Here is a 13882-nt window from a genome sequence, read left to right on the forward strand (position 1 = left end):
TTATGTTTATTAAACTCGTTTATTTATTATGAACTTGTTTAGTTAACTTAAATATTAAGTTAGTCAGTATTATATTAATTTGGCTTAATCTAATTAATATTCTTGTTTCTCTAGTAAACCCTGTTAATGACTTTATAATAATAATTTTGTTTGAATCATCTTGATATTTTTTTACTTTTGAAACATGTGATTCACTTGTAATAATTAAAAAATTTATATTATTATCTTTTGCAATACTAATATAATTAATAATTTCATCAATGTCTAGTCCTGTAACAAAAAAAATAATTGTATCTTTTGAAGTTAATTTCATTAATAAACTTCTTTCAAATTTTCTATTATTAAAATAAAAAGTTTGTTTATTATAATTAATTATTTGTGAAAAAAGAGTAAGTAATTTAAAGTCATTTTCTTGACTATTTATTATTGCTAATCTATTTGAAATATTAATTTCTTCTACAAAAAAATCTAATTTTTTTTGGATTTCTAAACTATCAATAAAGTCAGTTATATCAATTCAATCAATTAAACTTAATTCATTTTCTTGATTATTACTTTGTTCTGTTAATCCATAAAACTCCATCTCAGCAATTAATTTATGTAAAAGTTCTCCGTATCCTTCATAACCGAGTCTTTTTGAAAAAAGTGTCAAAGTTGATTTTGAAATATTTAGTTTAGAAGAGACTTCCTTTGATTTAAAAAAGATATTTTTATAAGCATTCTTTAGTATAAAGTTAGCAATTTGATAATCAAGAGTTTTATCATTAGTTTTTATAACATTTTTAAGTTTCTCTCTAATTCTCATATAATTTTCACCTCTACTAATTAATAAATTTTTATTTATATTTTTAATATTATAGAAAAAAAAAAAAAAAAGAATATCTAAATAATTTTGAATAAAAATATTTAAACACTCTTTTATTACTATATTTTGCTATTTAAAATTTTATTATAATCAATTATAAACTTCTCTTTTAATTTAATTTGATAATTAATAATTTGTGTTTGATAATCATCTTTAATATTTTCAACTTTATTTAAATAATTTACAATATAATTTTTCTTATCAAATTTTTCTAAGTCAGCTATCTCATTATTTTTTTTATTAGATATTTCATGTAAAGATTTTTTTCTAGCTTCTTTTGAATTTTGAATAAACTCTTTAGTTGCACTTAAATTTTCTTTAATAAATAATTTTTCACTATCTTTGATTTGATCAAAAGCACTTTTGGCAGCATGAATTTGCTCTTTTGCCTCAAAATTAATTTGTGCTTTTTCTTTTTTTAAATCCTCAATCTGTTTTTGCATATTATTTGATTCATCTTGAGTTTTTGCTGATTTTAATAATACTTTTAAAGTCAACATTTTATTTTTAATCTCTTCTTGTTTTTCTTTCTTAGTTTCAATAATTTGTTCTAATTTTAGAACATGATGTTCTTTTAAAGAACCTATAGTTCCTTTATTTATAATTAATAATGTTCCGTAAACTAAAGTTGTTACTGCAACTCCTGATAAAATTGCAATAAAAAATATTATTGTAAATCATCCATATGGAACAGCTCCTAATATTGCCACGATTGGTCCCCCATGTGCTGCAAGGTCTGTAACTTGAAATCCTCCTGCTATTGCTCCCGCAACCATTCCACCTAGAACATTTGCAACAATAGCTCTTTTTGGGTCTCTAATGGCAAATGGAATTGCTCCTTCTGAGATTCCAATTGTACCCATTATCATAGCTGAGATACCCAACCCTCTTTCTTCATTTGTAAAAAATCTTTTAAATAAAATAGTACTTAATCCCATTGCCAATGGTGCAACTGGAATGGCTGCTGCCATTGCTCCCATTGGCTCTGCAATAGGATTTTCTAAAGTTACTAGTGCAGAACAAGTTACAAAGGCAATTTTATTGATAGGTCCTCCCATATCAAATGATGCCATTGCCCCTAATAAAATACCTAATCCAATACCTAATCCAATACCAAAGTTTTCACTTTTATATCCTGCTTCAATAGCAGAAGAAAGTTGATTCATTAATCAACCAATTGGTCCACCTAAAATATAAATAAATAAAATTGATATCCCAATCCCAGCTGTTAAAGGAATAAAGAATATAGGCATAACAGCTTTAAGTGATTTATGAACTTTTCATGTATTAACTCATTTTACATAATATCCTACTAGTAATCCAGAAATAATAGCTCCAATAAATCCTGTTGGTGTTGAAACTTCTGTCATTCCTGGTAAAGGCATAAATTTAGAAGCATCATTTCCTATAAATGCTCCTAACATTGCAGGTGCCAAAGCAGCCCTTCCTGCAATTGAATTAGCAATAAACCCTGCTAAAATAGGAATCATTAGAGCAAAAGCCGCTCCACCAATTTTATCCATTACAGCTAATGGATTTCAAGGATAAAGGGGTTCACCATTTTCACCAATTGGTCCTCCAGTTCCTGCTCCAGGTCCTCATATTGCTTTAGCAATCCCAATTGAAAATGCTAAACAAATTCCACCCATTATAATTACAGGAATCATATATGATATTCCTGCTAAAATATGTTGCAATACACCTTGTTTTGTTTTACTAATACCACCTTCATTTTTAAATTCACTATTTGCTTGAATTGTAGCTTTTAGTAAAGCTTCATCAACTAATTTTAAAGGTTCTTTAATAGCTCTTGCTACATGAGTTTGATAAACAAGTTTACCATTAAAACGATCTAAATCAACTTTTGTATCCGCTGCAATAATTACAACATCAGCATTCTCAATTTCTTTTGCAGTTAAAGGTGTTCCTACTCCTTTACTTCCTTGTGTTTCAACTCTAATATTGTGTCCTGCTTTTGTTAATTCCAAAAGCAATTTATCTTCTGCCATATAAGTATGAGCAACACCAACAACACAAGCTGTAATAGCTACAATATTTTTACCTGTTTTTTTGCTGTCTTCTAAGTTACTTTTTGAAATTGTATATTTGACTTGAATTAATTTTGCAAACTCTTTTGCATCTTTTGCATCTTTTAACTTTTGCCTTAATTTGTCATCCATTAGTTTTTTTGCAGTTTGACTTAAAATATCTAAATGCTCTTTTGAAGCATTTTCTGGAATAATAAGTGCAATTATAACATTAGATGGTTCACCATCTAAAGACTGCCATTCAACTCCATTTAATGTTCTAACACAAATTATTGAAGCTGATGTAATACCTTTAACTTTAGCATGAGGTATTGCAAAACCATCTTCAAAACCTGTTGTGCCTTGTGACTCTCGTTCATAAAAAGCTTTTAAAAGTTTTTCTGTATCTTGAAAGATACCTAACTCATTTGCTTTATTACAAATATATTTAAAAACTTCTTCTTTTGAATTGAGGTCGATATTTAAAAAAATATTTTTTTCTTTATATATATTTTCCATATTCTCCATTTTTTTCCTTTCATAGAGATTATTTTCCAATTAACCTAAAAAGTCAATCTCTTATTTATAAAAGAAAAAAAACCTAAAAGGTTTTATAAAAATATGAATTTTTTAGAGGTTTTTATGTTCAAGCAATAATCATTTCACATTTTCCAATTATTTCTAATTGTTCTAAATTATCAATACAAATAGCTGATTCCCCCATTGTAAAATTTATAGAGTTAATTTTACAATTTCCTTTTAAAATAGTAAATTGAAATCACTTTACATTATCTGGTTTTGTTCAAATAAAATTTTTATCTCCATCAACTTTGATTTTTTCAAATGAGAAAAAATCACAACAAAACTTAAGATTATTTTGTTTTTTAATAATAATATCTTTTGAATCAGGAATTGTAAGATTATCAAGACTCTCTTTTATGTGTAATTCTCTTGCTATTCCTTTCTCATCAACTCGATCATAATCATATAATCTATAAGTTATATCACTTGATCTTTGTAACTCATAAACTACAACTCCAGGAGTAATAGCATGAATTTTTCCTGGTTCAACATAAAGAAAGTCTCCTTTTTGAACTTCTACTTCTTTTAATAATTTTTTTCATTCTCCATTATTCATTAAATTCTCAAATGAACTCATATTAGTTGCTTTATGACCATAAATTAATTTAGCATCCTTTGGACAATCCATTATATATCAGCATTCTGGTTTTCCCAAAGAATTATGATGGATTTTTGCATATTCATCATTTGGATGAACTTGAACTGAAAGATAATCATTAGCTGTTATTATTTTTACTAACAATGGAAATTGTTGATTTTTACTTACTCCAAATTTATCTCTATTATTTTCAAAAAAAGACTTAAAAGTAGTTTTATCTTCTAATAAAGACATTCCATTTTCGTGAGCAGATATCAATCAGGCTTCGCCAATATCATTGCTTGGAATTTCAAAACCATATTCTTTTAATTTCTCTCCACCCCAAATTCTTTTAGAAAAGAAAGGTCTAATTTTTATAATTTTATTTTTCATTTTTCATTACCTCTTCAATTATTATAAAAAAATATTTATTATTTAAATTCTTCAATAATTTTATTTAATTTTTTTCCTACACCTGCATTTTGAACAGTATCAATGACTTCTTTAGATAATTCCTTAATACCTTCAATTGCATTTCCCACAGCATAGCAATTAGGAAAATCTTGAAACATTGGAAAATCATTGTGTTCATCACCAAATAAATGAATGTCTTCTTTTGATAAATTATATTTTTCTAATAATTTATTCAAGCCCCAGCTTTTTGTTACACCCTTTTTAAAAATCTCAACTCTGCATTTATCACCTCTTGGAAATTCCAAAGCTAATACGTTATTATTTTTTACAATATTTCTAACATACTCTAATTGCTTATCATTTTTAACATTTGCTACTAAAACTGGAAAGCTTTCATCTAAATCTAAACCCTTTTCAATTAATTGCTCTAAACTTTTATAATTATATAAAACTTTTCCATCAGGAAAATGTGAGAAATCTAAGTTCATTTTATTCTCAATTAATGACTCAATTCACTCCTCATCTTGAATAAAATGTGTTCTAAAATCATTTGGAACGCAAATATCAATAGTTGTATTTAAAAATTTCTCTAATAACTCTTTAATTTCTGCTTTTTTAAAATGTCTTTTTGCAACATATTTTAATGTCTGAGGATCAATTACTGAAGCTCCATTAGAACAAATTACTGGTAAATTAATATTTAATTCTTTTACAGCAAAATCTGTTAAAAAATAGTTTCTTCCTGTAACAATAGTTAAACTATTATTTGAATTTTTCTGAAAATTTAATAAGTGCTTTTTATTTGCTTCACTGATAGTATCTAATTCAAAAATAATTGTCCCGTCCATATCAGTGGCTGCTATTTTTTTTATTTCTCTCATTTTATTCCTCCATTATAAATTTATTTTAACTTGATTTTTTCTAAAAAATATATATTTATAAACTTATATTAGGTTTATACTAATAAGTAATATAAATACAAAAATATTTATATTACTTTATTTATAACAAAATATTTAAGAAATAAATGGTTTAATTACTAAAATAAAAATTTAATATCCCTACTTCCGAGTAATTAAATTTTTTAGTGTTTCTTAAAAGAGAGGAAAAAGAAAATGACAAAAAGTTTGCAATTATTAAATAATCGTATTTCAGCTAAAAGATACCAAAAGGAATTCAAATTATCTGATGAACAAAAAACTGAATTATTAGAATCTATTAGATGAGCACCAAGTTCTTTTGGTATGGAACCTTTTAAAGTTCTTTTAATTGAAAATAAAGAAATAAGAGAAGAAATATTAGCTGGTTGATGAAACCAAGTTGGAGTTACACAAGCTTCTGCAATAATTATTTGAGTTGCTTACAGGGAAGAATATTTAAAAAATATTCATTTTAAAGAACAAACTGAAAGAAATATTCCAGATGGTTTTGAAAGTATTAGAGAAACAATGATTGGAGGAGTTAATGCAGTACTTACTTCATTAGATATGTCTATTAATGAATGAGCTGCAAGACAAGCATATATTTCTTTAGGAACTGTGCTTAATACTGCACAAGAAATGGAAATTGATGTTTGTCCAAGTGAAGGATTGGATTCAAATATGGTGGGACAAGTTCTTGCAAAACATAATTTAATAAATTTAGAAAATGAAAAAGTTTTAGTTGGAATGTTTATTGGAAAAGTAGACACCACTCAAGAATTTCATCACTCATTTTCAAAAACAAGAAGACCTGTTGAAAAAGCTTATAAAATAGTTAAATAAAAAATATAATTTAATATCTATTCAACCAACATTTAAATGTTGGTTTTTTAATTTATAAATAAATTTTTAAAATTAAAAAGTATAATTTATTTTTTTGTAAAAAATTTATCAAACCTATAGCCTATTTTTTGACCCTTAGTTAATTTTTCATAATCATCTTTATTAAGTATTTTTACTTGATACCTTTTACTATTTTTATTTAATCTGATTCAATTTCAAAATCCGTAAATAGAGTTAATTAAACTTGAAGCATATTGAATTATAAAAATAATTACTGTAGATTTTTCAAATAAGCTATCTTCAATATTAATCAAAATAAAAGTTCACATAATTAAACTTACTAAATTTGTTAATAATCATAATGTTCATTGATCAACATATCGAAAAATCATTAAGATAATTGCCATTATAGTTCCCATTAAAATAAATGAATCAAATCATATACTATTTGCTTCACTAAACTTAATCATTAATAAGGAATAAGTAACTCAAACTATAATTAAAGTTGAATAAACCAATATAATTGCAGGTCATGATAAAAATCTTGACATAACATCTCCCTTATTATCTCTTTTTCTAAATCAAAGACCAAAACCAATTATATTCATTGGTATATAGAATGCTGCATGTAATATTATTGAACTAAACAAGGATCCTTGAATAAGAATTATAATATATAAAACAGAATTAATAGTTGCCACAATAAAAGCACTTATTTTTCCCTTTGCTCCAAGAATAACACCAATTGTACCAGTTATACCTGCAATTATTGCAATCGCCTTATCTTTTGCAACTATTCCTAGAGTTAATATTAAAGCTGTAGAAATAAATAAAAGTAAAATCTCAAATTGGTTTCAACCTGTTAATTCAGATTTTAAAAATTTTATAAAGCCATTTTGTCTTTTTGAAATTTGTTCTTCAATATTAATATTTGTTTCATCTTTAGTATTTTTCATATTGCTCCCTTAAGTACTTGATTACTTTGACATCTTCAATTTTAGCTCCTTGTACTTCCACTATTTTACTTGCAACTAAGTTTGCTAACTTCAAAGAATTTTCCATTGTTTTACCATTTGATAAACTTAACATAATGGTTGCAATATGAGCATCACCAGCGCCAAGTGTATCTTTGACTTTTTTTACTTTAATTCCATCTACTCGAACTAAAGTTTTTCCATCATAACAAATTACTCCATTTGAACCTAAAGTAACATAAATTACATTTCTATTTTGTAAATACAAACTTTTTATAGCTTCATCTAAATTTTTTATATTTGTATAGTCAATAATTTCTTTTTCATTTAAATGCAAAATCGGATTTAAACTCATAACTTTTTTCATTAGTCTTTTATTTATTGACGTTATCATTGGTCCTGGACAAAAATAAATATTTTTTTTACTTAATTTAGCTAATCGATTAACTATTTTTTCTCCACCACTACTATATGCTTTGTAACCTTCAAAATAAATATTTTCATATTCATTCAAATTAATATTATTAAATCACTCTTTTTCAAAATCATCTTCCAAACCCGAATAAGTTATAAAAGTTCTTTCACCATCTGGTTCTATTAATGCAATGCAATAACCATTGTCTTTGTAATCTTTTTTTAAAAGTATTTCATAATTATCTTTAATAAGTTGCTCTTCAATAATTGATCCAAAAACTCCCTGCCCAATTGGAACAAATAAAGAACAATCTTGATTTAATAATTTAAAAGTATTTGCTACATTATAAGCACAACCACCAACGCTTATTGCTCTCTCTTTAGAAACAACATCACCTGACCTTTGTGGTAAATTTTCAACTTTCATCATTATATCAACAATTGCAGAACCGATAATTAAAGTTTTCATTCTTAAATACCTTTTTCTTTTAAATAAGCTTCAATTTTTTTAATATAAAAATCAAAATTTATTTCATTACTTTCTTTAATTATTTTAACAAAATTTTTATCAATCTCTTCAATACCAGTATATGCTCCACAAATTGCACAAGCCATTGCTCCAATAGTATCTGTATCTCCTGCTAAATTTGCTGCAAGAAATGCAGCTTTATTTACATTTTTAGCATAATATGCAATTGCAATTGCTGTAGGAACTGATTCACTGATATTTACCCCTGCTCCAATAACATCATATAATTCATCAATAAATTCAATATCTTTACCTTTAAAACGATCTGCAATTTCAATTGCTAATTTGATTCTTTTAGTCATTGAAGGACTATATGTTTCACTTCCTACTTGTAAAGCTAATTTATCAACGATATATAAATCCTCTAATATCTCTTCAAAGTTACTTTTGTAAAGTGCTGAATTAACGCACATAGCAATTATTGAAGCTCCTGAAATAGTAATATCACTTGTATGAGTAACTTGTGAAACTCTAAAAACATAATCTACTAATTGTTGATGCTGATTTTTTTTAAATAATAAACCAATTGGTGCTATCCTCATTGCTGATCCATTACTTAATGCTTTTTTTGTTATTTCAATTGGCTCTAAATTATTTTTAATCATTTTTAAAGCTTCTTTTGAAGTTGGACCTAAAATGTTTTGTTCAAAAGCATTATTTTTTTCAGCTCAAATCAGTAAGTTATTTGCAATTATTTTTTTATCTGGAATAAAATTATTTTCAAATAAAGCATCTAAAATTACTAATGCTTGTGCAGTATCATCAGTAAATTGACCTTTTTTATAATTTTTTGCAATATCATTTTCTTGAGGTCCATCTAAAAATTCGGTAATATAACCTTTAAAGAAATTTCTAACTTTATTTCTTCCTCATAACTCAGCAGGCATTCCCATGGCATCACCAATAGCCATACCATAAATTACACCTTCTATTTTATTTTTCATATTCTCTCCTAAACCTATTATTAAATATTGAAATTAGTTTGCTGCACACTAAGACTCTAACAATTTTAATTATAATACTGTTTTAAAATAAATTAATTATGAAATTTAAGAAAACAAACAAAAAAAAAAAAAAAATCTTTTTTCATAAGTTATAAAATTTATCTACTATTTTTGAAGCATAGAATTCACCATCTAATCAATATTTAGATAATTTAAAAAATTAAAAACATTATTTTTATACTTTTTTTATTTATTATTTTCAAACATTTCCATAAAAATTTCATAAACCTTATCTAGGTTATTTTTTTCAGTTGAAGATATTGCTAGAAATTTATCTTCTGGATCTAAGTTTAAAGTTTGTTTTACAAGTTTTTCGTTTTTTACAATATCATTTTTTTTACATTTATCTCTTTTAGTAGCAACTATAAATACCTTTATCTCATGATGTTTAAAAAAATTATACATTTCAATATCATCAATAGTTGGTTTATGACGTAAATCAACTAATTGACAAATAAATTTTAAATCTTCTCTATTAGTTAAATATTCATCCATCATTTTACCAAAAGCTAATTTTTGATCACGATTTACTCTAGCATAACCATAACCTGGAGCATCAACAATTCTAAATTCACCATTATTGATATCAAAGAAATTTAACAATCTTGTTTTACCAGGTGTAGATGAAGTTTTAGCTAGTTTATTTTGATTTGTAAGTGCATTTATAAAAGTTGATTTACCAACATTACTTCTACCAATAAAGCACACTTCCTTGATATTATCTTGTAATCAACCACTCTTATTTGCAGCTGATGTAATAAATTTTGCTTGCTTTATCATAATGTTTTGTTCTCCACTTTTCAATTATAAAGATAAAATTTTATCAATTTCTTTTAACATTTTTTCAAAGTCTTCTGTTTCTTCAAACATTTCATCTCGTGCTTGTAAATTAGTATCACTTTTATTTGAAATTTCTGATTCGTATAATAATCTAAGTTTTCCTACTAAATCTTCTTGTGTTTCAATTGTTTCTTCTAAAAACCGATTTTGCTCATTTAGATATTTATTACGTAATTTACTTTTACCTTTATTTTCTTTTAATGACTCTAAATAAGCAATTTCAAATTCCATATATTTTTGATAATTTTTGCTTTTCATTGCTTTTTTTGATTTTTCTGAAAATATTTTCTTTTCTTCATTACTTAAGATTTTTTTTAGCATACTTTTACCCCGATCTTAATTATATATAATTATTATAAAACATTTTATTCACTAAAAATGTTTTATTTATAGTTTATTTTTATTAAAAAATCATATAGTTCTAAACTATAATTTAATTTAATAATATCTTCAAACTCATTTTCATCCTTATAAGTAATGAATATTAGAGTTCTTTTAAGATTATATTTTATTTCAATAATACTTTGTAAACTAATAATTTCATTAAACAAGAATAACTTATTGTCATGTTCAAATGCTACTATAGAATTTTGCTTAATATTTAATATTAGTATATAAATAAGTATTTGAAGAGTATAAAACAAGTAACAAATTGTAAAAGCAAGACCTAGATATTTCATATCTTTAAAGATTAAATTTATAATAAAGAAACATGTTAATAAAATAAACATTGATATAAATCCTATAAAAAAATAATATTTTAAAAAAAATGATAGCTTCTTATTAAAATATCTACTTTCTGATCATAGAGAACTCATTTTTCTAATTCTATTAAAATAGAAAGTAAAAAAAACTACTAAGGTAATTGAAGTAAGTATGGAAAAAATATAGCCACTTATAACACTTCCACTTCAAAAACTTGAGTAAATCATAATTATTTACCTCCCTTTCCTAATTCATTAATTGTAAACAATAAGTTAAAATCTTCTAATAAGAAAATATATTTATCATTATCCACTTCTAATTCAATAAATTTATTTCATTTTTTTTTGACATAGATGAGTAAATAATTACAAAATATAACATCTAGCAAATTATATTCAAAATACTGCTTTTTTAATTGAATCATTATTCTCTCATTTGTTATATAAATTGAAGAGTTAATATTTGATTCTTTTAACTCTTTACTATAGTTTTCTTTTGACTTTTTATTTTTTAACTTAATTTTATGAAACTGCAAGTTGTTCAAAAAAAAATAGCATTTTTCATTCTTCGGTAACTCAAACTTAATTGCTACTTCTTTAAGTTTAAATTTTTGTCTTAATTCACATAATTCTTGCTTTTGCTTTAAATTTTCACTTTTAAAGTTTTTATATTTATCTTTAAAAATTAATGCCAAGATTCCTGTTAAAAATACCATTAATAATCAAATTAAAACTATAAAAATAACTGCTATATTTTTACTTGTCATAGTTTTAACCCCTTTTTTATTTATATTATAACAATTATAATTTTGAATTTTTCACTTTTAAATAGTTCAAAATAAAGCTATTAGCATCATAATTTTAATTACCTTTATCTTATTATGAAAAAAAACAATAAAAAAAGTCCAGACCTAAATCTGGACTAAAACTATTTAAGGGTAAAATAATTTTAAATTTAACAACTTGAATTGTTCTAGGTACTTATTTGCTTTTTTCAAAGCATTTTTTACAAGTAGCATTAACTTGTAGCTTCCTGATCCCACCCTTACACCCTTTTGTTTCAATTTTGAATTAAAACAAACAAGAAAGCTTGGAGATTCTATTCTTTAATAAAATCAGTACTTTTTTAATAATTCGTTTGTTAAATTATTTTTAATATCTTTTGTAAGTACTTAAAATACTTTACATTATTTATTATTGATTATTTAAATAAATAATCAATAATAAATAGATAACATAAAAGACTTTTTATGTTTTTTTATTATTTTTATGTTTAAAAAAAGTTTATAAATATTATTTTTTTTGATATATTTATATTAGCTGTTAATTTGCTAATTTTATTAACAGCAAAATATTATAGTTGTTGTAAGCCCTCCCAAGTTTATAATAACTGCAGGGAAATATAATTATTATCATTTTTAATTAAGTCATTTAATTGAATGTATATATACATCAATTAAAATATGACAAATAAGATAATATAAATATATTCCCTTTTTTTTATGAAAATTTTAATTAATTTAAAAAATTTCACTTAAATCTCTATTTTAAAAATAGAGTTTTTTTAATTTAGTTATCATCTGTTAAAGTACTTACATAATTAAGCAATATTATAAAATATCAATCGAAAACAACATTTTAGTATATTCGATATAAGTCAAAATATTTTTATATCTCCATTGATAGTAATTCTTTTTGACATAATTATTTTATTCCTTTTATTTTATTTTGCAATAAAATAAAAGGAAAAAGTCCCAAAAAAGTCCCAAAAACACTAGCTTAAAAAAGTTTTTTTTTTTTTTTTTAAAAAAAAAAAAAAAATGAGAGTAAAATGGAGAAAAAAATACTATAATTTCAAAAAAATACCCTGCTATCTTTATATAAACTTTCTTGAGTTTATAATCACTATTTTAAGTAAAATAAGCAATAAATCCAATAAAACTCTTTTAAATAGACAATTATTTCTACATTAATGAATTAATAGATTTGATTCTTAATATAATTGATAGAGAAACCATTCTTTACAATTGTTAAAATACTGGTTCTTTAAATGTCTATAAAACTACATTCTGAACTTATTATAGATTTTTTATAAATTAATATCTTAAAAATTATATGGAAAATTAATCTCTAAGTATTTTTTTCAACCAGGATTTGGTGAATGATTAGGATAAATTTTTCAATATTTCTTTTGAGCATCAAAATAAGAATTAGCTTCTATTATCTTATTTCTTACTAAGTACATAAAAACAATACTTGCACTTCTATTAACTCCTCAAATACAGTGAATATAAATTTTCTTATTTTCTATATTATCTTCAATTTGCTTTATTGCATCCAAAATTAGTAACTCATCAATATCTTCAAAATAAGGATAATCTTCAAAATTATAAAATATTCTATTACTTTTTTTGTCGATTAATTTATTTTCTCCTTCTTTTGGATTTTGATCAAGGAAAATTTCTTGAGCACAACTTAAAATTAATTGTGAGTCATTTGGAATACTGTTCATATCTCCAAGATATAAATTTTCAACTATTTTTTTACTCATTGTTTTTATCCTTTCTTAAATTCATATCGGTAAGAATTTTGAGAAAAATTCTGAAGCTGAATCTATAAATAAACAATCAAAATTAGTTACACTTTGAACTTCAACATTTTTATTTTTAATAATTCTTACACAAATATGTATTTCATCATCAATAACACTTTCTAATAATAAGATTGGACCCAATTGAATGCTTGGAATAATTTCATTTAAACCTAAAATGCTAGGATTTCTTAGATATAAATCAAATAATTCTTGACTTTCTTCTTCTGATTTATTAGTTAAATCAAGATAATAACTTAGTGAGTTTTGATTACTTGCTTTTATTAATCAGTTTCTATTATCAAAAACTATATATAGACTAATAACTTTATAGTCATTATTTCTAAATGAGACCTTATATATCTCTTTTAAGTCACCAGAATCTTTTGGTTCATAAAACTCTATTTCACTACAATTACCCTTATTTAATTCTATATTTAATTGCTTCAAAAAATATTTCTTTTCCATAAATTGTCCTCAATAAAATTATAAATAAAATAACTAGCATTTGACTAGTTATTTTATTTATAATTAAATTTATTTTATATATAGTTAGGTGATATATAAAATACTTGTTAAAAATATAATTTTTCTTTGTC

14 protein-coding genes are annotated in these 13882 nt (G+C 23.9%); 1 reads left to right on the forward strand and 13 read right to left on the reverse strand.

Annotated features, from left to right (window positions below; all coding sequences use genetic code 4):
- Window positions 1–19: 19 nt before the first annotated feature.
- The 4 genes from AACL15_RS03235 to AACL15_RS03250 form a co-directional block, all read right to left on the reverse strand.
- On the reverse strand, window positions 20–805 hold the full coding sequence (locus tag AACL15_RS03235) for a hypothetical protein (RefSeq protein ID WP_339033390.1): 786 nt from the start codon (window positions 803–805) through the stop codon (window positions 20–22).
- A gap of 119 nt (window positions 806–924) precedes the next feature.
- Window positions 925–3411, reverse strand: coding sequence for a fructose-specific PTS transporter subunit EIIC (locus AACL15_RS03240; RefSeq protein WP_339033392.1), 2487 nt, complete (start codon window positions 3409–3411; stop codon window positions 925–927).
- A gap of 121 nt (window positions 3412–3532) precedes the next feature.
- On the reverse strand, window positions 3533–4444 hold the full coding sequence (locus AACL15_RS03245; protein ID WP_339033394.1) for a type I phosphomannose isomerase catalytic subunit: 912 nt from the start codon (window positions 4442–4444) through the stop codon (window positions 3533–3535).
- A gap of 38 nt (window positions 4445–4482) precedes the next feature.
- Window positions 4483–5346: an HAD family hydrolase gene (locus tag AACL15_RS03250; protein ID WP_339033396.1), complete on the reverse strand. Its 864-nt coding sequence runs from the start codon at window positions 5344–5346 to the stop codon at window positions 4483–4485.
- Window positions 5347–5580: 234 nt separating this feature from the next.
- Here AACL15_RS03250 and AACL15_RS03255 point away from each other — a divergent pair, with 234 nt between their 5' ends.
- Window positions 5581–6228: a nitroreductase family protein gene (locus AACL15_RS03255; protein WP_339033399.1), complete on the forward strand. Its 648-nt coding sequence runs from the start codon at window positions 5581–5583 to the stop codon at window positions 6226–6228.
- A gap of 86 nt (window positions 6229–6314) precedes the next feature.
- On the opposite strand, the gene pnuC is transcribed toward AACL15_RS03255, so the two are convergent.
- The 9 genes from pnuC to AACL15_RS03300 form a co-directional block, all read right to left on the reverse strand.
- Window positions 6315–7184: a nicotinamide riboside transporter PnuC gene (pnuC, locus tag AACL15_RS03260; protein WP_339033402.1), complete on the reverse strand. Its 870-nt coding sequence runs from the start codon at window positions 7182–7184 to the stop codon at window positions 6315–6317.
- Window positions 7171–8085, reverse strand: coding sequence for a PfkB family carbohydrate kinase (locus AACL15_RS03265; RefSeq protein ID WP_339033404.1), 915 nt, complete (start codon window positions 8083–8085; stop codon window positions 7171–7173). Before AACL15_RS03265 ends, pnuC begins: the two co-directional genes overlap by 14 nt.
- A 2-nt stretch (window positions 8086–8087) precedes the next feature.
- Window positions 8088–9089 carry an ADP-ribosylglycohydrolase family protein gene (locus tag AACL15_RS03270; RefSeq protein ID WP_339033405.1) on the reverse strand — a complete coding sequence of 334 codons (1002 nt, stop codon included), beginning with the start codon at window positions 9087–9089 and terminating at the stop codon, window positions 8088–8090.
- A gap of 246 nt (window positions 9090–9335) precedes the next feature.
- Window positions 9336–9929, reverse strand: coding sequence for a ribosome biogenesis GTP-binding protein YihA/YsxC (yihA, locus tag AACL15_RS03275; protein WP_339033407.1), 594 nt, complete (start codon window positions 9927–9929; stop codon window positions 9336–9338).
- Between the two features lie 24 nt (window positions 9930–9953).
- On the reverse strand, window positions 9954–10310 hold the full coding sequence (locus tag AACL15_RS03280) for a hypothetical protein (RefSeq protein WP_339033409.1): 357 nt from the start codon (window positions 10308–10310) through the stop codon (window positions 9954–9956).
- A gap of 62 nt (window positions 10311–10372) precedes the next feature.
- Complete coding sequence (locus AACL15_RS03285) at window positions 10373–10720, reverse strand: hypothetical protein (RefSeq protein ID WP_339033410.1); 348 nt, start codon at window positions 10718–10720, stop codon at window positions 10373–10375.
- A 203-nt stretch (window positions 10721–10923) separates the two neighbouring features.
- Complete coding sequence (locus AACL15_RS03290; RefSeq protein WP_339033412.1) at window positions 10924–11460, reverse strand: hypothetical protein; 537 nt, start codon at window positions 11458–11460, stop codon at window positions 10924–10926.
- Window positions 11461–12797: 1337 nt separating this feature from the next.
- On the reverse strand, window positions 12798–13244 hold the full coding sequence (locus tag AACL15_RS03295; RefSeq protein WP_339033413.1) for a dual specificity protein phosphatase: 447 nt from the start codon (window positions 13242–13244) through the stop codon (window positions 12798–12800).
- 15 nt (window positions 13245–13259) lie between these two features.
- A complete protein-coding gene (locus AACL15_RS03300; RefSeq protein ID WP_339033415.1) occupies window positions 13260–13751 on the reverse strand; it encodes a hypothetical protein in 492 nt (163 codons plus the stop codon).
- Window positions 13752–13882 lie beyond the last annotated feature (131 nt).

It is taken from the genome of Spiroplasma endosymbiont of Cantharis rufa, from assembly GCF_964019665.1.
Taxonomy (GTDB): domain Bacteria; phylum Bacillota_I; class Bacilli_A; order Mycoplasmatales; family Mycoplasmataceae; genus Spiroplasma_A.